Below are 22,277 nucleotides of genomic sequence, written 5' to 3' on the forward strand. Positions count from 1 at the left end.
ACCCCGCGGCCAAGAAGTGCGCTCATCAGGTCGCAGCCGGCCGGCGCACCAGCCAGATCACGATGGCCAATGCCAGGCAGACCAAGGCTACCCAGTCGGCGATCACCACCTTGCGTAGCGCGGCGTTGTAGCCCGGCGTGAGCCAGGCCAGCAGGAGGAACGACAACACGCTTACCAGCCCGCCCAGCATGGCCGCCGGTTGCAGCGACGGACGAAAGGCGGCCCAGACGAGCAGCGCGCCGAGCAGCCCGAAGAGCACCGCGCGGTGGCGCATCAGGATCAGCAGGTTGGGTTCGCTGAACGACAGGCCATAGAGCGCCGCGAGTCGTTCAGCCCCGAGCAGGCCGCTGATCGGTAGCAGGTGAATGATGCCGGCGACGATCAGCAGCGCGGAGATGAGCTTGTCCATGGTTTTGTCCTCGAGCGGTAGCCCGTCACGCCTTGCCTATCCGCTCGGCCAGCGCGCTGGCCAGCTTCGCCGTCAGGCCATAGACCGAGAGCTGGGGATTGGCACCGATGCTGGTGGGGAACAGCGAGCCGTCGTGGATCGACAGGTTGGCCAACTGGTGGTGGCGGCCCAGGCTGTCGGTCACTGCCAGCTTCGGGTCCTCGCCCATCGCACAGCCGCCCATCACGTGGGCGCTGCCAAGACGGGCGCGGTAGAGCTCCAGCGGCAGGTTGTCGATTAGGCTGCGGGCTTCGGCCAGAGTCTTCACGTAGTCGGCGTCATTGTGCATGGGGAGGACGGCGCGTGCGCCAGCGGCAAACTGGATCTCGGCCATGACGTGGAATGCCCGGCGAATGCCGTCCCAGGTGTAGTCGGTCATGCGGTAGTCGAGCACCGGGCTGCCGTCGCCGCGCAGTTCCACCGAGCCCTCGGCGCTGTCCGGGTGGAAGCCGTCGCGCATCAGGGCGAGCATCACGTTGGTGTGCGGTAGCTGTTCCATGCGCAGTGCGTTGTCGACGCCAAAACGACCCAGGAGGGTGCTGGTGAGCGCCGGTTGCAGTGGCGGCACTTCGAGCTTGTAAGACATGCGTCCGGTGGCGCCGTCATCCCACTGGTAATGGTCTGAGTAGATCGACTGCGGTGCGCCGTAGAAGGGGTTGATCACCCGGTCGAACTGCGCCGCGGAGAAGTTCACCACGTGCAGGAATGTGCGCTTTCCGACGCGGCCGTGCGGGTCCGGTGCGTTGGAGCGCAGAAGCAGGCCCGGGGTGTTGATGCCACCGCCGGAAAGCACATAGTGACGCGCCTTGACGGTGATCTTGCGGCCATTGGGTGCCACGCAGCGCTCGTCCAGGCCAAGGCATTCGATGCCGGTGACCTTGTCTCCCTCGGTCAGCAGCTTTTCCGCTCGGGCCAGATAGAGCAGCTCGCCGCCCTTCTCCAGGGTGGTTGGAATGGTGGTGACCAGCATCGACTGCTTGGCGTTGGTCGGGCAGCCCATGCCGCAGTAACCGAGGTTCCAGCAGCCGCGCACGTTGCGTGGAATCACCTTCCAGTGCAGCCCGAGTTTTTCGCAGCCGAGGCGGATCACATCGTTGTTCGGGTTTGGCGGAATTGCCCAGGGCGCGACGCCAAGGCGTTGCTCCATCTTCTCGAACCAAGGCGCCATCTCGGCCACCGACAGGCCCTTTACGCCGTGTTCGCTGGCCCAGTGCTCCAGCGTCAGGTCCGGAGTACGGAAGCTGGACGTCCAGTTCACCAAGGTGGTGCCGCCCACGGCGCGACCCTGGAGGATGGTGATGGCGCCATCCTTGGTCATGCGGCCAATGCCTTCCTGGTACAGGCTCGGGTAGGCCTCGGCCTCTTGCATCTTGAAGTCGGAGCTGGTCTTGAGCGGGCCTTCCTCGATCAGCAATACCTTGAAGCCTGCCGCGCTGAGAATTTCCGCGGTGGTACCTCCGCCGGCGCCGCTGCCGACGATCGCGACGTCGGCCTCCAGCGTCAGGTCCTGCTCCAGGCGCGAGCCGTTGTGGGTTTTCCAGCCGCGGGCAAGGCCTTCGGCGAACAGATCGGGTACAGGCATGTCAGGGTCTCGAGCGAGTTCTTGTCGTTATCGGCGTGGATCACACGCTGGGCGGGCCGGGGTAGCCGCAGTGCGCCCAGGACTCCGGCCTGCCGTACCAGGCCATCATCACCAGTTGCAGCAGGGACGCGTGGCCCATCTTCAACAGGCCAATGGAGCTGTTTTCCCAGCGCGTGAGGAAGTCATGGACGTGCTGGGCGCTGGCCTTCTCCCAACTGCCCCAGACGCCCGTCAGCGGGCCACGGGTGACCGGTAGCGCGAGCACATCGAACAGTTGCATGGTCAGCTTGAGCATTTCCGGGGACAGGCGATGCAGGGCGTAATCCAGGCTTTGCAGGGCACCATCCACCGCCGTCGGAATGCCTTGGGCCGGCACGGCGCCGTCCAGCATCACTGGCACCAGCGCGCGCAGGAAGGGCAGGTCGGACTCACGGAGCACGGCAAAGCCACCTGCGGGAACGCTGGCCGAGCAGCCGGTGAGGCTTGCGGTCACACCGGCGGTGGCGAGAAAGGCCGAGCCGAGCAGGCCGACCTTGAGCAGGTTGCGCCGGGATAGCCCCGGCGCTTCGAGGGTGGTTTCGCTCATTTTTATAATCTGCCTGCGAAGGCCCGGTTCAGCGGACGAAAAGTTTATAGACCAGCTTCTGGATGGCCTTGCCGTAGGGCGGATAGATCATCTTCGCGGCATTGAAACGCTGCTTGATGAACACCGACTTGGCCTTGCTGAAGGTGAGGAAACCTTCATGGCCGTGATAGTGACCCATGCCGGAGGGACCGATGCCGCCGAACGGCATGTCGTCCTGAGCCACATGGAGCAGTGTGTCGTTCAGGCACACGCCGCCAGAGTGGGTCTCGTGCAGCACGCGCTGCTGTTCGGCCTTGCCGTAGCCGAAGTAGTAAAGGGCCAGCGGGCGCGGACGATCGTTGATGTAGGCGAAGGCATCGTCGATGGCGCGATAAGGAACGATCGGCAGCAGGGGGCCGAAGATCTCCTCCTGCATCAGCTTCATCTCATCGGTGGCTCCCAGCACGACGGTGTGCGGCAGGCGGCGTCCCTGGGCTTCCGGGAACAGCGGGACCAGGCGCGCGCCCTTGGCTTCGGCGTCGACCAGGTAGCCCTTGAGGCGGCTCAACTGGCGTTCATTGATGATGGCGGTGTAGTCGGGATTGTCGGTCAGCTGCGGGTAGAAACCCTTCACGGCCAGACGATAGGCCTCGACGAAGCCGTCGATGCGATCTTCCGGTACCAGCACGTAGTCCGGGGCCACGCAGGTCTGGCCCGCATTCATGGTCTTGCCGAAGGCGATGCGCTCGGCGGCGTCGGCCAGGGGCACGTCTGCGGAGACGATGGCTGGCGACTTGCCGCCCAGTTCCAGGGTCACCGGAGTCAGGTTCTCGGCGGCCGCGCGCATCACGTGCTTGCCGATGCTGGTTGCACCGGTGAACAGCAGGTGGTCGAAGGGCTGGCGGGAGAACGCCACCCCGACCTCGGCCTCGCCCTGGACCACTGCAACCAGGTCTTCAGGGAAGACGCGGGCCAGCAGGTCCTGGAGCAACTGGGCAGTTGCCGGGGTGGATTCGCTCATCTTGATCATTACCCGGTTGCCCGCCGCCAGGGCGCCGACCAGCGGGCCGATGGCCAGGTACAGGGGATAGTTCCAGGGCACGATGACGCCGACGACGCCCAGGGGCTGGTAGACCACCTTGGCCGACGCCGGTTGGAAGGCCATGCCGACGCTGCGTCGGGAGGGCTTCATCCATTTGCGGATGCGCTTGCTGACGTAGTGGATGCCATGGAGGCTGGGCATGATCTCTGCGAGCAGCGTCTCTTCCGCCGCGCGATTGCTGAAGTCCTGGGAAATGGCCGCGATCAGGGCTTCCTTCTCGGTGAGCAGGAGCTCGCGCAGCGATTTCAGCCACTGGATGCGTTGCGCTGCGCTGGGCATGGGGTTGGCGCGAAATGCTTCGCGCTGGCGCTGGAAGAGAGACTCCAGCTGGCTGATCTGCTGTTGAGTCTGTTGCAGGTAAGCGATGTCGGCGACCATGGCGCTGCTCCTCGGCGGCTCCGGACGAGCCACTCGCATCCGCTGTACGGACACGGTAAGGCTCTGTTCTTGTGATGTCGCTGGATTTTTAGAGCAATTGCTCTAATCTGTCAAATTAGCTTGCCCTGTGGCCCGTCCGTCGGCAGCCCATCGAAAAGCTGGGCGTGCCCGGTCCCGGTAACACCGGGTGTTTCCGGAGCGCCTTGCGGTGTACCTTTAGCGCTCGCCGCGTTCCATCGATTGCAGGAATTTCCACCTGATGTCCCCACGACCCAAGACCCGCGACCGAATCGTTCTGGAGAGCCTAGGGCTGTTCAACACCCAGGGCGAGCGTAACGTCACCACGAACCACATCGCCGCTCACCTGGGCATGTCGCCGGGCAATCTCTATTACCACTTCCGCAACAAGCAGGAGATCATCGCCGAGCTGTTCGGACTGTACGAGGCGAGGGTGGATAGCTTCTTGCGCCTGCCGGAAGGTCGGCCCGTGACGGTGGAGGACAAGACCTTCTACCTCGAGTCGCTGCTGGCGGCCATGTGGGATTTCCGCTTCCTGCACCGGGACCTGGAGCACCTGCTGGAATCGGATGCCGAGCTTGCCTCGCGCTATCGCCTGTTCGCTCAGCGCTGTCTGGATCATGCCCAGGCCATCTACCGCGGCTTCGTCGGCGCCGGCATCTTGCGCATGAATCCCGCCCAGGTCGAGGCACTGACCCTTAACAGCTGGATCATCGTTACCTCCTGGGTGCGCTTCCTCTGCACCACCCGTGGTGATGCCGGCGATCTCAGCCAGGAACTGCTGCGTCGGGGCATTTATCAGGTTCTGGCGCTGGAAGGCGGCTACCTTGCGCCCGAGGCACAGCCTGCGGTCAAGGCGCTATACGAGAAGCTGTACGTGCCGTTGGATCAGGTAGTGCCGAACTAGTGTTGTAGCCAGCTGTTGCTTGCGGCTGACGTGCGAGCAGCCCTAGCGGCAGCTTCCCAGCCAGTCCGGAATTCGCCGTTCCAGGTAATAGGCGGGCTGCTGCGGAGACCCTTCGACGAAACCCACGTGACCGCCACGCGCATGCAGTTCCATGCGGGTCGAGGCCGAAAGCTCATGGGCCTCTGGCAGGCTATGGCGAAAGACGAAGGGGTCGTCGACGGACTGGATCAGCAGGGTGGGAATGCGTACACCACCAAGGTAGTAGCGGCTGGACGCCCGGCGGTAGTAGTCGTGGGCATCGCTGAAACCATGCAAGGGCGCAGTGATGCGGCCGTCGAAGTCCCAGAAGGTACGCATGTTTTCCAGTGAACCGAGCCGTTCCAGGGTAGACAGGTGCTCGCCCTGGCCCTGGTGGGCGAACAGGCGCTGCTTGTTCTTCACGTAGGCCACCATCTCCCGCATGAAGTGTGCCTGGTAGACCCGTGAGAATCCCAGGGCGATGCGGTCGGCACATTGGTCCAGCCGATAAGGTACCGAGACCGCCACTGCGCCTTGCAGGCCGCAGTCGTCACCCGTTTCTCCGAGGTACTTGAGCAGCACGTTGCCGCCCAGCGAATAACCCACCGCATAGAGAGGCGCCAGTGGACGGCTGGCGCGCAGGTGCTGGACGGTGGTGGCCAGGTCTTCGCTGACGCCCGAGTGGTAGCCGCGGGGCAACAGGTTGGGTTCGCCCGAACAGCCACGCCAGTTGATGGCCACGCTGGCCCAGCCACGATCGGCCAACTCCTGTTGCAGGCCAAGCACATACAGCGAGCTGGATGAGCCGGTCAGTCCATGCAGAGCCAGCACCAGTGGCGCGTCGGCTTCGTGGGGGCCGTGCCAGTCCAGGTCGAGGAAATCTCCATCTTCCAGCCACAGGCGCTCCCGCTGTCGCGAAAGCCGGGGTGGCTTGCGACAAAAGGGCGACCACAAGGTCTGCAGGTGCGGCCCCGGCAACCACCAGGCCGGCTGGAAGCCGGCACGGGTGGCCGCTGGCGGATGGAACTGATTCATCGGCGTGCCGTCGATCAGGCGTCGGAGGTTTCCCCGGCCGAGCGTTGCCACAGGGCGTAGTACACCTGTCCGGCTTTCTTCTCGCGGTGCAGGCGCCAGTTACCCGGTAGACCCAGCGCGGAGGGCGGGCTCTCGCTTTCGGTATAGACCCAGGCTCGGGGGGCGAGCCAGCCGCGACTCTCCAGGAGGTCGCAGACGGGTTGCAGCAGGTCTTTGTTGAAGGGCGGGTCGAGGAAAACGACGTCGAAGACGCTGGGCGACTGCGTGTCCAGGTAGCGCAGCGCGTCGCTCTGCAGCAGTTGGCCCTTGCCGCAGCGCAACGTCTCCAGGTGACCGCGCAAGGCGGCTACCGAGTCGGGGTTCAGGTCCAGCGCCAGGCCCTCGACGGCACCCCGGGACAGTGCCTCCAGATAGAGCGCGCCGCTGCCTGCGAAGGGGTCGAGCACCCGCGCGCCTTCCATATAGGGTGCAAGCCAGTTGAACAGCGTCTCGCGTACCCGGTCGGGAGTGGGGCGCAGGCCGGGGCCATTGGGGAAGGCGAAGCGCCGCGAGCGCCATTCGCCGCCGATGATGCGGAGTTGGCCCTGGCCGCCGTGTTTCGGCGTGGCGGGTCTGGGGGTCGGCTTGCGCATCAGTGCTCCGGTACGCCGCTGGGCATTTCGGCGGGCTTGTCGGTGGGCGGCGGCAGGTCCTTTTGGGGAACGGTCGGACCGGCGGTGACGATGACGAACTGGTCGGGGTTCAGATGTTTGGCCATGGCGGCCTTCACCTGGGCGACATCGAGTGCCTGGACCTTGGTCATGAAGTCTTCCAGGTAGGTCAGCGGCAGGTTGTAGAAGCCGATGGCACCCAGCTGGCCGACGATGTCGGCATTGCTCGCGGTGGACAGTGGGAAGCTGCCCGCCAGCTCGCGCTTGGCATCATCCAGTTCTTTCTGGGTCGGGCCGTCGGCCAGGTACTGGCGGACGATGTCCTGGATCAGCTTGAGGGTGCCCTGGCTCATCTCGGCGCGGGTCTGCAGGCCGATCATGAACGGGCCGCGCACCTGCATGGCGGTAAAGCCGGAGCTGACACCGTAGGTCAGGCCGCGCTTCTCGCGCACCTCTTCCATCAGTCGGGTGCCGAAGCCGCCACCGCCGAGAATCTGGTTGCCCAGGTAGAGCGCGGCGTAATCGGGGTCGTTCCGGTCGATACCCAGCTGGGCCAGCATCAGGTGGGTCTGCTTGGACGGGAACTCGATGTGGTTGAGGCCGGGTTTGGGTACATCAGGCTCCGGCAGTTTGGCCAGGGCCGGGCCCTTCGGCAGTGCGCGGGATACCTGGTTGGCAATGGCTTCGGCGTCGGCACGGGACAGGTCGCCGACCAGGGCGATCACTACATTGCCGGCGGCATAGGCCTTCTGGTGGAACGCACGCATCTGGGCCACGGTAATGCCGGGGACGGACTTTGCGTCGCCTTCGCTGGAGTGCGCGTACGGATGCTGGCCGTAGAGTTTCTCGAAGAGCTCCAGGCCGGCGAGCTTGCCGGGGTTCTGCTTCTGATACTCGAAGCCAGCGAGCATCTGATTCTTGATTCGCGCCAGGGAGTCTTCAGGGAAAGTTGGCGCCCCGATTACCTGGGTGAACAGTTCCAGGGCCGGCGTGCGCTGCTCGGGGGCGGTGAGGCTGCGCAGGCTGGCGATAGCCATGTCGCGATAGGCACCGTTGCCGAACTCCGCGCCCAGGCTCTCGAAGCCCTCGGCGATGGCGGTGACATCCTTGCCTTTCACGCCCTCGTTGAGCATGGCGTTGGTCAGGGTTGCCAGGCCGGAAGTAGCGCCGTCCTGGCTGCTGCCGGCAGCGAAGGTCAGGCGCAGGTCGAACATCGGCAGCTCGGGAGCGGCGACGAAGAGCACCTTGGCCCCTTCGGCAGTGGTCCAGCTCTGGATGTCCAGGCTGCGGCGGCTAGGCGCCTTGCTGCCCAGCTCTGCCAGCGATTGCAGCCCCTCGGTCGGTGCAGGGGTGGTGGTTTCGGCGGTGGCGGTGGTTTCCGGGCGATTGGCGATGAAGCCGAGCACGCCGAGCAGGACGATCAGGGCCAGGCCGAGCAGGCCGTAACGCAGGCCGTTGCGCTCACTCATTGCGAGCCTCCTCGGGCAGGATGTGGGCGACGCTAAGGCGGTCGCGGGTGAAGAAGGTCTTGGCGGCGGCCTGGATATCGGCGGGGGTCACGGACTCGAGTGCTGCGAGGTCCTGATCCATCAGTTTCCAGGAAAGGCCTACGGTTTCCAGTTGGCCGATGGTGGTGGCTTGGCTGGTGATGGAGTCGCGCTGGTAGACCAGGTCGGCAATCGCCTGGGCCCGAACGCGCTTCAGCTCTTCGGCACTGGGAGGTGTGTTCTTCAGGTCTTCCAGCTGGCGCCAGATGCCGGCCTCGGTCTGATCGAGGGTCTTGCCCTTCTGCGTGTTGGGGGTCGCGCTGATGACGAACAGGCTGTCGCCACGAGGGAAACCGTCATACCAGGCGGAAGCGCCGCTGACCAGTTCTTCGCCGCGTTCCAGCCGGCTGGCCAGACGGGCACTGTAGCCACCGTCGAGCAGGGTGGAGATCAGGCGCAGCGCATGGACCTGGCGGGCGTCCTTGGCGGTGGCGAGGCCTGGCACGTTGAAGCCCATGAGCAGGCTCGGCAACTGGGTGCGCACGTGCAGCGTGAGGCGACGCTCCCCAGGGGTGGCCAGTTCCAGCGGTTTCTTCGCGGGCGGCACATCACGCTTCGGAATGCTGGCGAAATAGCGTTCGGCGAGGCCCCTGACCTCATCCGGGGTGACATCGCCCACCACCACCAGAGTGGCGTTGTTCGGCACGTACCAGGATTCGTACCAGTGGCGCAGTTCCTCGACCTTCATGCGGTTGAGGTCGGCCATCCAGCCAATGGTGGGGATGTGGTAGCCGCTTGCCGGATAGGCCATTGCTTTGAAGCGCTCGAAGGCCTTGGCAGTGGGCTTGTCGTCTGTGCGAAGACGGCGCTCTTCCTTGATCACTTCGATCTCGCGGGTGAACTCCTCCGGCGGCAGCTTGAGGCTGGCGAGGCGGTCGGCTTCCAACTCGAATGCGACGCCTAGGCGGTCGCGGGCCAGCACCTGGTAATAGGCGGTGTAGTCGTCGCTGGTGAAGGCATTTTCTTCGGCGCCGAGTTCTCGCAGGATGCGCGAGGCTTCACCGGGGCCGAGCTTGCGGCTGCCCTTGAACATCATGTGCTCGAGGGCGTGGGAGAGGCCGGTCTGGCCAGATGTTTCGTAGCTCGAGCCGACCTTGTACCAGAGCTGGGACACCACTACGGGCGCGCGATGGTCTTCACGGACGACGACCTTGAGGCCGTTGTCCAGGGTGAACTCGTGGGTGGGCTGATTGTCTGCAGCGATAGCAAAAACGGGCAGACAGAGAGCGCAGTACAGCAAGCCGGCGGCTTGTCGGGCAATGGCTTTCATTGATGTTCTTGACCTGTCGGACGGCCCCGGCGGTCGTACCGCCTGCGGGCGAAGAGGTGCTAGGATACCCCATCCTGTGCGACACGTATGATCGTGTCGTGCTTGGTCGGAGAGCTTTCTCCCTGACGCCAAGTCCTTTGATATCAAGGGGCTACAGTCTAAATAAAGCACTTGTGCCTGGTTTGACCAGCTCAAATCGACCCGCTTGCGGGGGTGTTGGTAAATCTCCGTCAGGGGGTAACTACGCCTCGAATCCGACCTCCAATGGTTGAAATTCGTTCGGTTAGGCGCATCAAAAGGCAATTCCCACTCTGGGGATTGTTTCAAGATATTTCATGCCTCAAGGGTGATAAAGCGACCCTTAGGGGCTGCTCCCACCTATTAAAGGCCTCTGGATAACTTGCCCGTAACCACCGTCGCGAGATGTTGGAGGCACCAAGTCCAAGCACGGAGCGTGAGCTCCAGACCGCATTGCTCAACTCCGCTGATTCAGGGAGCACCGAGCCTGATGTGTACCCATCAGTTCACTGGATCGGCATGCTCCGGGGACCAACCTCGGGGTGTGAAGCCCGATCGACAATGTCTCTCCCTTCCTAGGGAACCGCACCCCGGCAACGGGGAGCGCAAGATCGCCGAATTGCCCGGCTTTCTAGAGGCTAGTGACCAAACCCGCATGGCTAACACATGTGAACCGTCGTCAGAACCTTCGTCAGTATCTTCGGGCCAACGGCAATTAGGCCCCGGCCAAAATGGCAACGTAGTCGGTCAGCGCAGTAGGACGATGCGCTGCGGTACCACCGCACTACCGGGGGAAAGACGGAGCCTAAACGGGGAATTGATGCGATCTGGGGAACGTGGCAATCCCGACCACCCGCCTAACCAGCAGTAACGGCGGCAGGCTACCCGCAAGGGGCGCTGATGGGTGTGGGGAATAGGAGGGTGCAAGAAGCGAACGGCCGCCTGTAATGGGAGGCATACCAGCTGAAACATCGCTGGCAGGGGTCAACCCTGGCCGACGTGCACCTGGTCTACAAGTGCGATATCAACCGCTGATTCCAGCGTAACAACGACCCTAGGGGTGAACCGCCCCCTAGGGGCGGTCCGTCCTGAAGGTCTCATTACCACCAGGAGGACAGTATGAAAACGACGCCAGCTACACCGGTGAAGTCTGCGTCCTTCGACGGGACAGAGGAATGGCACAGTCTTGACTGGGCGAACATCCAAGTCTCCGTTCGGAAGACGCAGCTGAAAATCGCGCAGGCTACTGGGGAGGGTAATTGGCGCAGGGTTAAACGCCTGCAACGGTTACTGACCCACTCGTTTCACGGCCGCTGTTTAGCAGTGAGACGAGTCACGGAGAACCGGGGTCGCAAGACTCCGGGCGTAGATGGAGCAACATGGGCAACGCCCAGCGCCAAACTACGGGCTGTGATGAGTCTGTCCAAGAAAAGGGGATACAGGGCCCAACCGCTCCGGCGGGTGTGGATTCCCAAACCCGGCAAGGCGGAAAGGCGACCGCTAGGCATCCCGACCATGTTGGATCGTGCCATGCAAGCGCTGTATCTACTTGCCCTAGAACCTGTCGTCGAAAGCACCAGCGACCCGAGGAGTTATGGCTTCAGGCCAGATCGGGCAACCACTGATGCGATGGTAGAACTCTTTCATCTGCTGGCCACGCCAGTGGCTCCGACTTGGGTGATGGAAGGGGACATAAAAGGGTTCTTTGACAACATCAACCATGACTGGCTGATCAAAAACGTCCCCATGGACAAGATGATGCTCAGGAAATGGTTGAGGGCCGGGGTGGTCGACCGGAGACAATTCGCAGCTACAGAAGCCGGGACGCCACAGGGTGGGATCATCTCTCCCTGTCTGGCGAACGTCACTCTGAACGGTCTGGAAACTCAGCTGAAGCGCCACCTGGCACAGAAGCTTGGGGTCAAAAAGGCCGAGAAGACGAAGGTTCAGGTAGTAAGGTATGCGGACGACTTTGTCATCACTGCAGACTCGAAAGAGCTGCTGGAGGACGAGGTCCGACCTTGGGTAGAACAATTCCTAGCGGTTCGAGGGGTTGAGCTATCCAGGGAGAAAACGCACATCACACACATCCTGGACGGATTCGACTTCCTAGGGTGGAACTTCAGGAAGTACGTGCCGAAATCGCCCAAACGGAAGACCAAGCTGCTCATCAAGCCCTCAAGGAAAAACGCCTCGGCGTTCTACCGGAAAGTGAGCGAGATCGTTAGAGACAGCGGGGCGCTAACGCAGGACGCGCTAATCGGCCAGCTGAACCCGGTACTGAAGGGGTGGGCACAGTACCACTCCCAAGTAGTGGCAAAACGCACCTTCAGCAAGCTAGATCACATGATTCACTGGCGAATCTGGAGGTGGGCGAAGCGCAGGCATCCTAATAAGTCCGCCAAATGGATTAAGAAGAAGTACTTCCACTACATAGGCGGTCGAAAATGGGTGTTTGCGCACCCCTATAAAAGTGGCAACGGGAAAACCGGCTACCGGCAGTTGTTCTTGCTGGCTAGCACGGAAATAAGGAGGGGTAAGCGTCTACCGCTGGCGTACCAGCCTTATGACGCTGAACAGGAGTTGAAGTGGGAGGATCTGCGAGTGAAACGGATGCAGCACAAACTGCAATACCGGGGACAAATTCTCAGGCTCTTCCAGCGACAACGCGGGGTTTGCGCCCTATGCGGTCACGCGGTCAGTAAGGAAACCGGCTGGCACGACCACCACGTCATCCGACGAGTGGACGGCGGCTCGGATAAGCCGAACAACCGCGTACTCCTGCACCCCAACTGCCACTCGCTGATCCACAGTCGGCGACAAGAGGTAACTCTGCTCTACAGCGGCTTATAGTGGTAAAGTCGCGCGCAACACTCCGTGCGTACCGGTCAAGCTTCTTGACTTCATGTAGGCTTGAGCCGTGTGCGGTTAAAGTCGCACGCACGGTTCTTAGGGGGCTCCGGACCAGGTAATGGTCCGGGGCTACCCGACTTCCCGGGGCGGCGAAGCTGGCCGGCATAGAGCCAGTACGGCCGCTCCCTTGAGATGCAATCGACTCATGTTTGGTTCCAACGACGACAAGAAAGCTCCGGCCCAGGCCGGGGAAAAGAAATCCTTGTTCGGCTGGCTGCGCAAAAAGCCCCAGGAAACCGCTCCCGTCGCTCCGGCGGAACCGGTGGCCCCTGTCGAGGCCGAGGCGCCGGCCGCACCTGCTCCCACGACTGAAGTTGCTTCGGCCGTGCAACCGGTCGTTGAGCCGGTAACTGCGCCGGCTCCGATCGTTACCGAAGCCCCGGCGTCAGCGCCCGCGCCCGTCGAAGTGCCCGCGCCGGTCCCCGCCCCGGTCGTAAATGAAGCGTCCGCTTCGGTTATTGCCGAAGCGCGGGTAGTCGCCGAGCCTGCTGCACCTGCACCTGCACCTGCACCTGCACCTGCACCTGCACCTGCACCTGCACCTGTCGCCGAGCAACCGACTCCGGTGGTCGCCCCCGCTCTGGTTGTCGAGCCAACCGCCGTTCCCGCCGTCCAGGCCGAGCCCGCCAAGTCCAGCTTCTTCTCCCGTCTCAAGCAGGGCCTGTCAAAGACCAGCGCCAGTATCGGCGAAGGCATGGCCAGCCTGTTCCTTGGCCGCAAAGCCATCGACGACGACTTGCTGGATGAGATCGAGACCCGCCTGCTGACCGCTGATGTCGGTGTGGAAGCCACCACCGCCATCGTCCAGAGCCTGACCCAGAAAGTCGCGCGCAAGCAGCTGGCCGATGCCGACGCTCTCTACAAGGCCTTGCAGGACGAGCTGGCGGCGCTGCTGCGTCCGGTCGAGCAGCCGCTGAAGATCGACAGCGGCTGCTCACCCTATGTAATCCTCGTGGTCGGCGTTAACGGCGTTGGCAAGACCACCACCATCGGCAAGCTGGCCAAGAAGCTGCAGCTCGATGGCAAGAAAGTCATGCTGGCCGCCGGTGACACCTTCCGCGCCGCGGCGGTGGAGCAATTGCAGATCTGGGGCGAGCGCAACAACATCGCCGTAATCGCTCAGCACACTGGCGCCGACTCCGCTTCGGTCATCTTCGATGCCGTGCAGGCTGCCAAGGCCCGGGGTGTCGATGTGTTGATCGCCGACACCGCCGGTCGCCTGCACACCAAGGACAACCTGATGGAGGAGCTGAAGAAGGTGCGCCGCGTGATCGGCAAGCTGGACGAGACCGCTCCCCACGAAGTGCTGTTGGTGCTGGATGCCGGTACCGGGCAGAACGCCATCAACCAGGCCAAGCAGTTCCACCAGGCGGTCAGCCTGTCCGGCCTGGCACTGACCAAACTGGACGGCACCGCCAAGGGTGGGGTGATCTTCGCCCTGGCCAAGCAGTTCAGCCTGCCGATCCGTTACATCGGCGTGGGCGAAGGCATCGACGACCTACGTACCTTCGAAGCCGACGCCTTCGTGAAGGCCCTCTTCGCTGAGCGGGAGTCCGCATGATTCGATTCGAGCAGGTCGGCAAACGCTATCCAAATGGCCACGTTGGCCTGCACGAACTGAGCTTCCGCGTTCGCCGCGGCGAGTTCCTCTTCGTCACCGGTCACTCCGGCGCCGGCAAGAGCACCCTATTGCGTCTGCTGCTGGCAATGGAGCGTCCTACCACCGGCAAACTGCTGCTGGCCGGGCAGGACCTGTCGACCATCACCAACTCGCAGATTCCTTTCCTGCGCCGCCAGATTGGTGTCGTGTTCCAGAATCACCAGTTGCTGTTCGACCGCAGTGTGTTCGACAACGTCGCGTTGCCGCTGCAGATCCACGGCCTGTCCAAGGCGGAGATCGCCAAGCGGGTGAGTGTGGCGCTGGAACGCGTGTCCCTGGCGGACAAGGCCGAGCTCTACCCGGCCGACCTTTCCACCGGTCAGCAGCAGCGAGTAGGCATTGCTCGCGCCGTCGTTCACCGCCCGGCCCTGCTGCTGGCGGACGAACCCACCGGTAACCTGGACCCGCGCCTAGCCGCCGAGATCATGGGCGTATTCGAGGACATCAATCGCTTGGGCACCACAGTGCTGATCGCCAGTCACGACCTGGCGCTGATCGCGCGCATGCGCCACCGTCTGCTCACCCTGCAACGCGGCCGCCTGATCGGCGACGGGGAGGCAGTCTGATGAGCGCCAAGCAGATGCCGCCGCCGAAGCCCGCCGAACGAGTAGGGGCCTCGCCCCGGCATGTTGATTCGCCGGAGAAAGGCGACGACGGCCCGGATTTCAGAACCCTGCTGCATGCCTGGCTGGAAAGCCACCGCGCCAGCCTGATGGACAGCCTGCGTCGCCTGGGTCGCCAGCCGGTTGGTAGTTTCTTTACCTGCCTGGTGATGGCTATCGCCCTTAGCCTGCCTATGGGGCTGTCCCTGCTGCTCAGCAACGTTGAGCGACTGGGTGGGTCCTGGCAGCGCGCGGCGCAGATTTCTCTGTTCATGAAAATGGATGCCAGCGAGTCCCAGGGGCAGAAGCTGCGAGACGAAATTGCCGGCATGCCGGATGTTGCCGAGGCAGAGTGGATCAGCCGCGAGCAGGCGCTGGCCGAGCTGCAGCAGCAGTCCGGCCTGGGCGAGGCCCTTAAGGAACTGCCGCAGAACCCGCTGCCCGGTGTGATCCTGGTGACGCCCAAGGAAGTCGACAAGGCTGCTCTGGAAGCACTGCGTCAACGCTTGTCGGAAATGTCCGGCATCGAGCAGGCGCAGCTGGACCTGGTCTGGGTCGAGCGCCTGTCGGCGATCCTCAAGCTGGGGGAGCGTTTCGTCTTCGGCCTGGCGGTATTGCTGATCCTGGCCTTGCTGCTGGTCATCGGTAATACCATTCGTCTGCATATCGAGAACCGCCGCACCGAGATCGAGGTGATCAAGCTAGTGGGCGGGACCGATAGCTACGTGCGCCGTCCCTTCCTTTATATGGGCGCGCTCTACGGCACTGGTGCGGGCCTGCTGGCCTGGCTGGTGCTGGCCTACGGCCTGGACTGGCTGAACGATTCCGTGGTGCGTCTGGCCGGTCTCTACGGCAGCGACTTCGCCCTGGTGGGCGTACCACTAGCCGATGGTCTATCCCTGCTTCTGGGCGCTGTCCTGCTGGGTTACATTGGCGCCTGGCTGGCCGTGGCCCGTCATCTCAGTGAGCTGGCGCCGCGTTAGAACCCATCGTTTTCTGTGGGTGTTGCGAGGGGTGTAAGGAAACTTTTACACCCCCTTGCAGTCATATAGGCCAGTGCTACACTGCGCGAGCTTTAGTGAATCGGAGGATTCGCATGACCACTTCCCTGCAACCTGTCTATGCCCTTGCCCCCGGTGCGAACCTGGAGGCATACGTGCATGCGGTCAACGGCATCCCGCTGCTGACTGTCGAGCAGGAGCGCGAACTGGCCGAACGCCTCTTCTATGAACAAGATCTGGAAGCGGCACGGCAAATGGTGTTGGCGCACCTGCGCTTCGTCGTACACATCGCCAAGAGTTATTCCGGCTACGGTCTGGCCCAGGCCGACCTCATCCAGGAAGGCAACGTCGGCCTGATGAAGGCCGTCAAGCGCTTCAACCCCGAAATGGGTGTGCGCCTGGTGTCTTTCGCTGTGCATTGGATCAAGGCCGAGATCCATGAGTTCATCCTGCGCAACTGGCGAATCGTCAAGGTCGCCACCACCAAGGCGCAGCGTAAGTTGTTCTTCAACCTGCGTAGCCAGAAGAAGCGTCTGACCTGGCTGAACAACGATGAAGTCCATGCGGTGGCCAACACCCTTGGCGTCGAGCCCCATGAAGTGCGCGAGATGGAAAGCCGGCTGACCGGTCAGGACATGGCGTTCGACCCGGCGGCAGATGCTGACGACGACGCTGCCTTCCAGGCTCCGGCGCATTACCTGGAAGACCACCGCTACGACCCGGCGCGTCAGCTGGAAGATGCGGACTGGAGCGACAGCTCCACCGCCAACCTCCACGAAGCGCTGGATGGCCTGGATGAGCGTAGCCGCGACATCCTCTACCAGCGCTGGCTGGCAGAAGAGAAATCGACGCTGCACGATCTGGCGGCCAAGTACAACGTCTCCGCCGAGCGTATTCGCCAGTTGGAGAAGAACGCCATGAACAAGCTCAAGGGCTTCATTCAGGCGTGACGCTAAAACCCGGAAAAGCCGCACTTCGGTGCGGCTTTTTTCTGCCTGGAGAAAACCGCCATGACCATGCCATCCCTGCGTACCAGCCATTGGCTGCTGTTCGCCTCGGTCGCCGTGCTGTTCTTTTCCCTGGCGCTGTGGATGAGCAAGCAGTCCGACCGCGCTGAACCGCTGCCCTGGCTGGTGGATTGGCAGGAGTCGGTGATCGTGCCCATGGCTGAAGGTGACCTGCCTCTGGAGAAACTAGCCGAACTGGCACCGGGGGAGCTTTGGTTGCAGCCTCGCGACGAAGGCCCGCGTCTGGTCTATCGCACCAAGCAAGAGCGGGAAGAGGGCGTCTGGCGCCTCGAAGGGGAGCTGGAGCTCAGCGACGGCGAGCGGGACAGCTTGTCCAAGGCCCTCGGAAAAGGCACTGACGAGCAGCCCCTGAGTGGCGAGATGCTGGAACAGCTGGGCGGGCACCGGGTATCGGTGCTGAACATGGTGCCCATGGCCGAAGTGTCGGCCGCACGGCTTGCCGCAAGCATTGGGCCTCCCCGGCTTCGCCTGCGTACCGGTGAGGGTGAGGCGTGGATCTATCCACAGCAGGGGCTCAGCGCGCATCTGCTGGAAGGCAATGTGCAGCTCCTGCATCTGGTTCCGCGCGAGGCGATGAAGCACTGATCGGAGCTTGAAGCTCGAGCGCTTCTACAAGTTGTGGCTGCGTATAGCCAGGCCCAACGAAGCAGGCACGGCGGCGGAGATGTTGGGCATCGCGCAGGTCTGGCGCAGGCTACGCCGATGCCCCGTCATCAAAGCTGTTGCAGGTAGCTGCTACCGCCGAGCTGGCTCATTTGTCGGCGAATCCAGCCGGCGCGGGTCGCGACATAGCCGCTCGGCCGGGAAGGGCTCCATTTGCGCGGGTTGGGCAGCACCGCCGCCAGCAAGGCCGCCTGCTGGCGGGATAGGCGTGTGGCGTGGACACCGAAGTGCTGGCGCGCTGCGGCTTCGGCACCGAACACGCCATTGCCCCACTCGACGCTGTTCAGGTAGACCTCAAGGATGCGGTGCTTCGGCCAGAACAATTCGATAAGGCCGGTAAACCAGACCTCCAGACCCTTGCGGATCCAATTGCGGCCGGACCAGAGGAATACGTTCTTCGCCACCTGCTGGCTGAGGGTGCTGGCGCCACGGATCGACCCGCCGCGCTCGTTGTGCGCGAAGGCCTTGCGGATAGCAGGGATATCGAAACCCCAATGTTCGGCAAACTTCTGGTCTTCGGCGGCGATCACCGCGATCTTCAGGTCATCCGGCAGTTCATCCCAGGACACCCAATCACGCTTGACGTCGATCGGTTTGCCGTCGATCCACGACTCGATCTTGCGCTCCACCATCAGCATCGAGCCGGGCGGCGGTACCCAGCGAAACAGAATCACCAGCAGCACGGACGCCGCCGCGAACCAGAGCAGCAATTTGAATAGACTGCGGCGAATCGTGTGAAACATTCTGGCTTGGCCCGGGGAAATTAGCGCGCCATTATAGCGGCCGTCTTCCCTCTGTCTGGAGTCCCCATGGCTCGCCTGTTCCTGCTGCTTTCCGCATTCGCCGGTTTTACCGGGGTGGCCCTGGGGGCTTTTGCCGCCCACGGCCTGAAAAGCAGGCTGACGCCCGAGTACCTGGCGGTGTTCCAGACAGGCACCCACTACCAGCTGATCCATGCCCTGGCTCTGTTCGGCGTGGCCCTGCTGGCGCTGCATGCACCTGGCCGCCTGGTGAATCTGGCCGGTGGCTTCTTCGCCCTCGGTATCCTGCTGTTCTCCGGAAGCCTCTACCTGCTGACCCTCAGCGGTGTCGGCAAGCTTGGCATCATCACGCCCTTCGGCGGTCTGGCCTTCCTCGCCGGTTGGCTATGCCTGGGGCTCTCGGCCTGGAATCTTGCGAATCGCTAACTTGACCGTGGCGTCAAATTGCGGGACGAATGGCGTCCTTTTGCCTTGGTGCCGCGCGCCTATCGGGCTAGAATGCCGTCCCCTTTCCAGTTGTGACTGATCCGTCATGCGCATTCAGTTGAACGGCGAATCCTTCGAGTTACCCGACGGCCAGACCGTCGCGGACCTCATTTCCCGCCTGGACCTGGCCGGCCGCCGCGTTGCGGTCGAGCTCAATCTCGATATCGTGCCGCGAAGCCAGCACGCCGCCACCGCCCTGTGCGAAGGCGATCGCGTCGAGGTGGTCCAAGCCATAGGCGGCGGCTAGTAGAGTGGGTTTCCAACCTGCCCAGCCACGCCATCCGCAGCACCTGTTCCGCGTATCAAGCAATTCCCTCTGCCCGCCAGGAGTCCAGCATGAGCCAAACGCCGATCGACAAGCCCTTTACCCTCGCGGGCCGCACCTATGAATCGCGTCTGCTGGTGGGCACCGGCAAGTACAAGGACCTCGAAGAAACCCGTGTCGCCATCGAGGCCTCCGGCGCCGAGATCGTCACTGTGGCCGTGCGCCGTACCAACATCGGCCAGAACCCGGGCGAACCGAACCTGCTGGACGTGATTTCCCCGGACAAGTACACCATCCTGCCGAACACCGCCGGTTGCTATAACGCCGAAGAAGCCGTGCGCACCTGCCGCCTGGCTCGCGAGCTGCTGGATGGCCACAACCTGGTCAAGCTGGAAGTCCTGGCTGACCAGAAAACCCTCTTCCCCAACGTCGTCGAAACCCTCAAGGCCGCCGAGCAACTGGTCAAGGACGGCTTCGACGTCATGGTCTACACGAGCGACGATCCCATCATCGCCCGCCAATTGGCCGAGATGGGCTGCATCGCCGTGATGCCCCTGGCCGGTCTGATTGGCTCGGGTATGGGCATCTGCAACCCCTGGAACCTGCGCATCATCCTCGAAGAAGCCAAGGTTCCGGTGCTGGTCGACGCCGGTGTGGGCACCGCTTCCGACGCCACTATCGCCATGGAGCTGGGCTGCGAAGCCGTGTTGATGAACACCGCCATCGCCCATGCGCAGAACCCCGTGATGATGGCCGAGGCCATGAAACACGCCATCGTTGCCGGCCGCCTCGCCTACCTGGCCGGGCGTATGCCGCGCAAGCTCTACGCCAGCGCGTCTTCGCCGCTGGATGGTCTGATCCGCTGAGAAACTGGTCACGATCAGCTGCGTGTTGGCCCTGGGGCGTTAAGAACAGGCTCGGAATGCTCATTTACAGCTGTAAAATCCGCTTCCTCGCCTGTTTTTGCCTGGCATGTCTTTTACTCGCAAGATCGTGAACAGATTCTGCTGAGTTCCACTGAAAGGTTTTCGCAAGATGATTGAAGAACAGGGCTCGCCGGCCGCCGCCGACGAAACGCGCCATCACCGCACCATCAAGAGTTTCGTGATGCGTGCCGGGCGCATGACCGAAGGTCAACAGCGCGGCCTCGACCAGGGCTGGCCGAAGTTCGGCCTGGAGCTGGCCGACGGCCCGCAGGACTTCGATGCCCTGTTCGGTCGCAGTGCGCCGCGCACCTTCGAGATCGGTTTCGGCATGGGCCATGCCACCCTGGAGATGGCCGCTGCCGCGCCGGAGCAGGACTTCATCGGTGTCGAAGTGCACCGTCCCGGCGTCGGCGCCCTGTTGAATGGCGCCATGACCCAGGGGCTCTCCAACATCCGCGTGTACAGCTGCGATGCCCTTGAGGTGCTGCGTGACTGTGTTGCAGATGCGAGCCTGGACCGCGTGCTGTTGTTCTTTCCTGACCCCTGGCACAAGTCCCGTCACCACAAGCGGCGGATCGTGCAGCCGGCGTTCGCCGAGCTGGTGCGGCAGAAGCTCAAGGTTGGCGGCGTCCTGCACATGGCCACCGACTGGGAGCACTACGCCGAGCACATGCTGGAAGTGATGAGCGTCGCACCGGGTTACCGCAACCTGGCCGAGGACGGCCGCTACGTGCCGCGCCCGGAAGAGCGCCCGATCACCAAGTTCGAGCGCCGCGGCGAGCGCCTCGGCCATGGCGTCTGGGACCTCAAGTTCCAACGCATCGATTGACCGGGCGCCGCTCAGCGGCGCACCGGCGCACCTGACTAGACCGGGACAACCCGGCACCTCACCTGATCCGACGATAGCAACGTCTGCTCATTGAGCGGGCGGCATAAGAATAAGAGCGACGTAATGCCTATTACGTCGTGAGGAGAAGGCTGTGTTGTTGAGAACATTCGGATATCTGCTCCTGGCTGGCTGCGCCCTGCAAGCCCAGGCCAAGGTCGACGCTACCCAGGCCGCCCGTCTCGGGCAGGACCTCACCCCCCTTGGCGGCGAACGTGCCGGCAATACCGCGGGCACCATCCCGGCCTGGGATGGCGGTCTTGCCACCCCGCCGGCCGGCTACCAGCCGGGCATGCATCACCCTGACCCCTACGCCGGTGAAGCCCCGCGCTTCGTCATAGACGGCAAGAACCTCGCTCAGTACGAGCAGATCCTGACGCCGGGATACAAGGCCCTGCTGCAGGAGCACCCGGAATACAAGCTGCGGGTCTTCCCGACCCATCGCAGCGCCGCGGCGCCACAGCGCATCTATGACGCCACCCGCTTCAATGCCGTGAACGGTTCGCTGATCGCTGGCGGCAACGGTGTCGAGGGCGTGGCTGCGGGTGTTCCCTTCCCGATGCCGGCAAGCGGCCTGGAAGCCATCTGGAACCACATCCTGCGCTATCGCGGTGAGCAGATTCACTTCACTACCAACCAGGCAGCAGTCCTGGCCAATGGCAGCTACAACCTGCTGAAGCTGGAACGGGACATCTACTTCGTCTATGGCCGCGACGGCATGACTCCGGGGAACCTGGAGAACACCCTGTTCTTCTACAAGTACCGCGTCGTCGCCCCGGCCAAGCTGTCGGGTTCGGCGCTGGTGGTACAGGAAACCCTCGACCAGGTGCTGTCGATCCGCAAGGCCTGGCGGTTCAACCGTGGTGAGCGTCGTGTCCGGCGTTTGCCGATGCTGGCGTACGACACTCTGCAGCCCGACACCAATGGCCTGGCCACGGCTGACGTAGTGGACTCCTATAACGGTGCGCCGGACCGCTACGAGTGGCAGCTACTGGGCAAGCAGGAAATGCTGGTGCCCTACAACAGCTACGCCGTGCATCAGAAGGGCATTCCCTACGAGCAGATCCTCAAGTCCAGCTACGTGAACCCCGACCTGCTGCGCTACGAGCAGCATCGCGTCTGGGTGGTGGAAGCGACCCTGCGCAAGGGCTTCACCCATCCCTACGCCAAGCGTCGTTTCTACCTGGATGAGGACAGCTGGCAGATTCTCGCTGTAGATCTCTACGACAAGGACGGGCGCTTGAGCGGCATGCAGGAAAGCCACCCGATCAGCTACTACGATGTGCCGATGTTCGGCAGTACGTTGGAAACCATCTACGATTTCGTGGGTGACCGTTACTTCGTCGACGGTCTCGACAACAACGAACCCATGTATGATTTCAACGCCCCGCTCAGCCCGAGGGACTTCACGCCCCAGGCGCTACGGCGCGAAGGCAACTGATTCCGGCCTGCCTGGCCATCCCAGCCGCCCCTCGGGGCGGCTTTTTAATGGGCGGGTGTTTCGTAGGGGCGCTGTGCGCGGGAGGCGCACCCTACCGTCCACACCGC

Annotated in this window: 21 protein-coding genes; 12 read left to right on the plus strand and 9 right to left on the minus strand. The window is 63.1% G+C overall.

Annotated elements, in window-relative coordinates; genetic code table 11:
* Positions 1–25 precede the first annotated feature (25 nt).
* Genes SA496_RS27195 through SA496_RS27210 form a run of 4 tightly spaced genes read right to left on the minus strand, consistent with a single transcriptional unit; the run spans position 26 to position 4,075 of the window.
* A complete protein-coding gene (locus SA496_RS27195; protein WP_120653614.1) occupies positions 26–409 on the minus strand; it encodes a phosphopantetheine adenylyltransferase in 384 nt (127 codons plus the stop codon).
* Between the two features lie 25 nt (positions 410–434).
* Positions 435–2,030 (minus strand): GMC family oxidoreductase, encoded by a 1,596-nt coding sequence (locus SA496_RS27200; protein WP_330114750.1) that lies wholly within the window; start codon positions 2,028–2,030, stop codon positions 435–437.
* 40 nt (positions 2,031–2,070) lie between these two features.
* Positions 2,071–2,616 carry a twin-arginine translocation pathway signal protein gene (locus tag SA496_RS27205; protein ID WP_330114751.1) on the minus strand — a complete coding sequence of 182 codons (546 nt, stop codon included), beginning with the start codon at positions 2,614–2,616 and terminating at the stop codon, positions 2,071–2,073.
* 28 nt (positions 2,617–2,644) lie between these two features.
* Positions 2,645–4,075 carry a coniferyl aldehyde dehydrogenase gene (locus tag SA496_RS27210; RefSeq protein WP_330114752.1) on the minus strand — a complete coding sequence of 477 codons (1,431 nt, stop codon included), beginning with the start codon at positions 4,073–4,075 and terminating at the stop codon, positions 2,645–2,647.
* A gap of 259 nt (positions 4,076–4,334) precedes the next feature.
* Here SA496_RS27210 and SA496_RS27215 point away from each other — a divergent pair, with 259 nt between their 5' ends.
* The gene (locus SA496_RS27215; RefSeq protein ID WP_120653610.1) at positions 4,335–5,000 is read left to right on the plus strand and encodes a TetR/AcrR family transcriptional regulator; all 666 of its coding nucleotides are present in this window, start codon (positions 4,335–4,337) and stop codon (positions 4,998–5,000) included.
* Positions 5,001–5,042: 42 nt separating this feature from the next.
* Here SA496_RS27215 and SA496_RS27220 read toward each other — a convergent pair whose 3' ends face one another.
* From SA496_RS27220 to SA496_RS27235, 4 genes are read right to left on the minus strand one after another with little or no spacing between them, the layout of a single operon-like run.
* Positions 5,043–6,053 (minus strand): hydrolase, encoded by a 1,011-nt coding sequence (locus SA496_RS27220; protein ID WP_330114753.1) that lies wholly within the window; start codon positions 6,051–6,053, stop codon positions 5,043–5,045.
* 14 nt (positions 6,054–6,067) lie between these two features.
* Positions 6,068–6,685, minus strand: coding sequence for a 16S rRNA (guanine(966)-N(2))-methyltransferase RsmD (gene rsmD, locus SA496_RS27225; RefSeq protein WP_330114754.1), 618 nt, complete (start codon positions 6,683–6,685; stop codon positions 6,068–6,070).
* On the minus strand, positions 6,685–8,172 hold the full coding sequence (locus tag SA496_RS27230; protein ID WP_120653607.1) for a M16 family metallopeptidase: 1,488 nt from the start codon (positions 8,170–8,172) through the stop codon (positions 6,685–6,687). Before SA496_RS27230 ends, rsmD begins: the two co-directional genes overlap by 1 nt.
* Positions 8,165–9,520, minus strand: coding sequence for a M16 family metallopeptidase (locus SA496_RS27235; RefSeq protein ID WP_330114755.1), 1,356 nt, complete (start codon positions 9,518–9,520; stop codon positions 8,165–8,167). Before SA496_RS27235 ends, SA496_RS27230 begins: the two co-directional genes overlap by 8 nt.
* Positions 9,521–10,657: 1,137 nt before the next feature.
* On the opposite strand from SA496_RS27235, the gene ltrA reads away from it, so the two are divergent.
* The 6 genes from ltrA to SA496_RS27265 all read left to right on the plus strand — a co-directional run bounded on the left by ltrA (position 10,658) and on the right by SA496_RS27265 (position 17,327).
* A complete protein-coding gene (ltrA, locus tag SA496_RS27240; protein WP_330114756.1) occupies positions 10,658–12,391 on the plus strand; it encodes a group II intron reverse transcriptase/maturase in 1,734 nt (577 codons plus the stop codon).
* A 205-nt stretch (positions 12,392–12,596) separates the two neighbouring features.
* Positions 12,597–14,012, plus strand: a complete 1,416-nt coding sequence (gene ftsY / locus SA496_RS27245) for a signal recognition particle-docking protein FtsY (RefSeq protein WP_330114757.1) — start codon at positions 12,597–12,599, stop codon at positions 14,010–14,012.
* The gene (gene ftsE / locus SA496_RS27250; protein ID WP_069081568.1) at positions 14,009–14,677 is read left to right on the plus strand and encodes a cell division ATP-binding protein FtsE; all 669 of its coding nucleotides are present in this window, start codon (positions 14,009–14,011) and stop codon (positions 14,675–14,677) included. Before ftsY ends, ftsE begins: the two co-directional genes overlap by 4 nt.
* The gene (ftsX, locus tag SA496_RS27255; RefSeq protein WP_153918714.1) at positions 14,677–15,696 is read left to right on the plus strand and encodes a permease-like cell division protein FtsX; all 1,020 of its coding nucleotides are present in this window, start codon (positions 14,677–14,679) and stop codon (positions 15,694–15,696) included. The genes ftsE and ftsX overlap by 1 nt, the downstream gene beginning before the upstream one ends.
* A gap of 113 nt (positions 15,697–15,809) precedes the next feature.
* On the plus strand, positions 15,810–16,664 hold the full coding sequence (gene rpoH / locus SA496_RS27260; RefSeq protein WP_120653603.1) for an RNA polymerase sigma factor RpoH: 855 nt from the start codon (positions 15,810–15,812) through the stop codon (positions 16,662–16,664).
* A 60-nt stretch (positions 16,665–16,724) separates the two neighbouring features.
* Complete coding sequence (locus tag SA496_RS27265) at positions 16,725–17,327, plus strand: hypothetical protein (protein ID WP_120653602.1); 603 nt, start codon at positions 16,725–16,727, stop codon at positions 17,325–17,327.
* 128 nt (positions 17,328–17,455) lie between these two features.
* Here SA496_RS27265 and mtgA read toward each other — a convergent pair whose 3' ends face one another.
* Positions 17,456–18,148: a monofunctional biosynthetic peptidoglycan transglycosylase gene (mtgA, locus tag SA496_RS27270; RefSeq protein WP_120653601.1), complete on the minus strand. Its 693-nt coding sequence runs from the start codon at positions 18,146–18,148 to the stop codon at positions 17,456–17,458.
* A gap of 66 nt (positions 18,149–18,214) precedes the next feature.
* On the opposite strand from mtgA, the gene SA496_RS27275 reads away from it, so the two are divergent.
* The 5 genes from SA496_RS27275 (at position 18,215) to SA496_RS27295 (ending at position 22,170) form a co-directional block, all read left to right on the plus strand.
* Complete coding sequence (locus SA496_RS27275; protein WP_120653600.1) at positions 18,215–18,592, plus strand: DUF423 domain-containing protein; 378 nt, start codon at positions 18,215–18,217, stop codon at positions 18,590–18,592.
* Between the two features lie 106 nt (positions 18,593–18,698).
* Positions 18,699–18,899: a sulfur carrier protein ThiS gene (gene thiS / locus SA496_RS27280; protein ID WP_120653599.1), complete on the plus strand. Its 201-nt coding sequence runs from the start codon at positions 18,699–18,701 to the stop codon at positions 18,897–18,899.
* Between the two features lie 89 nt (positions 18,900–18,988).
* On the plus strand, positions 18,989–19,783 hold the full coding sequence (locus SA496_RS27285; protein ID WP_077524138.1) for a thiazole synthase: 795 nt from the start codon (positions 18,989–18,991) through the stop codon (positions 19,781–19,783).
* 169 nt (positions 19,784–19,952) lie between these two features.
* Complete coding sequence (trmB, locus tag SA496_RS27290; RefSeq protein WP_153918716.1) at positions 19,953–20,672, plus strand: tRNA (guanosine(46)-N7)-methyltransferase TrmB; 720 nt, start codon at positions 19,953–19,955, stop codon at positions 20,670–20,672.
* A gap of 154 nt (positions 20,673–20,826) precedes the next feature.
* Entirely contained in the window at positions 20,827–22,170 is a 1,344-nt protein-coding gene (locus SA496_RS27295; protein WP_120655304.1) for a DUF1329 domain-containing protein, read from the plus strand.
* The last annotated feature ends 107 nt before the right edge of the window (positions 22,171–22,277 follow it).

This window comes from Pseudomonas sp. JS3066 (assembly GCF_036328175.1).
Lineage (GTDB): Bacteria > Pseudomonadota > Gammaproteobacteria > Pseudomonadales > Pseudomonadaceae > Metapseudomonas.

Coding starts and splice junctions, on each gene's coding strand:
- SA496_RS27195 (WP_120653614.1), bottom strand. CDS start 409: ATGGACAAGCTCATCTCCGCGCTGCTGATCGTCGCCGGCATCATTCAC.
- SA496_RS27200 (WP_330114750.1), bottom strand. CDS start 2,030: ATGCCTGTACCCGATCTGTTCGCCGAAGGCCTTGCCCGCGGCTGGAAA.
- SA496_RS27205 (WP_330114751.1), bottom strand. CDS start 2,616: ATGAGCGAAACCACCCTCGAAGCGCCGGGGCTATCCCGGCGCAACCTG.
- SA496_RS27210 (WP_330114752.1), bottom strand. CDS start 4,075: ATGGTCGCCGACATCGCTTACCTGCAACAGACTCAACAGCAGATCAGC.
- SA496_RS27215 (WP_120653610.1), top strand. CDS start 4,335: ATGTCCCCACGACCCAAGACCCGCGACCGAATCGTTCTGGAGAGCCTA.
- SA496_RS27220 (WP_330114753.1), bottom strand. CDS start 6,053: ATGAATCAGTTCCATCCGCCAGCGGCCACCCGTGCCGGCTTCCAGCCG.
- rsmD (WP_330114754.1), bottom strand. CDS start 6,685: ATGCGCAAGCCGACCCCCAGACCCGCCACGCCGAAACACGGCGGCCAG.
- SA496_RS27230 (WP_120653607.1), bottom strand. CDS start 8,172: ATGAGTGAGCGCAACGGCCTGCGTTACGGCCTGCTCGGCCTGGCCCTG.
- SA496_RS27235 (WP_330114755.1), bottom strand. CDS start 9,520: ATGAAAGCCATTGCCCGACAAGCCGCCGGCTTGCTGTACTGCGCTCTC.
- ltrA (WP_330114756.1), top strand. CDS start 10,658: ATGAAAACGACGCCAGCTACACCGGTGAAGTCTGCGTCCTTCGACGGG.
- ftsY (WP_330114757.1), top strand. CDS start 12,597: ATGTTTGGTTCCAACGACGACAAGAAAGCTCCGGCCCAGGCCGGGGAA.
- ftsE (WP_069081568.1), top strand. CDS start 14,009: ATGATTCGATTCGAGCAGGTCGGCAAACGCTATCCAAATGGCCACGTT.
- ftsX (WP_153918714.1), top strand. CDS start 14,677: ATGAGCGCCAAGCAGATGCCGCCGCCGAAGCCCGCCGAACGAGTAGGG.
- rpoH (WP_120653603.1), top strand. CDS start 15,810: ATGACCACTTCCCTGCAACCTGTCTATGCCCTTGCCCCCGGTGCGAAC.
- SA496_RS27265 (WP_120653602.1), top strand. CDS start 16,725: ATGACCATGCCATCCCTGCGTACCAGCCATTGGCTGCTGTTCGCCTCG.
- mtgA (WP_120653601.1), bottom strand. CDS start 18,148: ATGTTTCACACGATTCGCCGCAGTCTATTCAAATTGCTGCTCTGGTTC.
- SA496_RS27275 (WP_120653600.1), top strand. CDS start 18,215: ATGGCTCGCCTGTTCCTGCTGCTTTCCGCATTCGCCGGTTTTACCGGG.
- thiS (WP_120653599.1), top strand. CDS start 18,699: ATGCGCATTCAGTTGAACGGCGAATCCTTCGAGTTACCCGACGGCCAG.
- SA496_RS27285 (WP_077524138.1), top strand. CDS start 18,989: ATGAGCCAAACGCCGATCGACAAGCCCTTTACCCTCGCGGGCCGCACC.
- trmB (WP_153918716.1), top strand. CDS start 19,953: ATGATTGAAGAACAGGGCTCGCCGGCCGCCGCCGACGAAACGCGCCAT.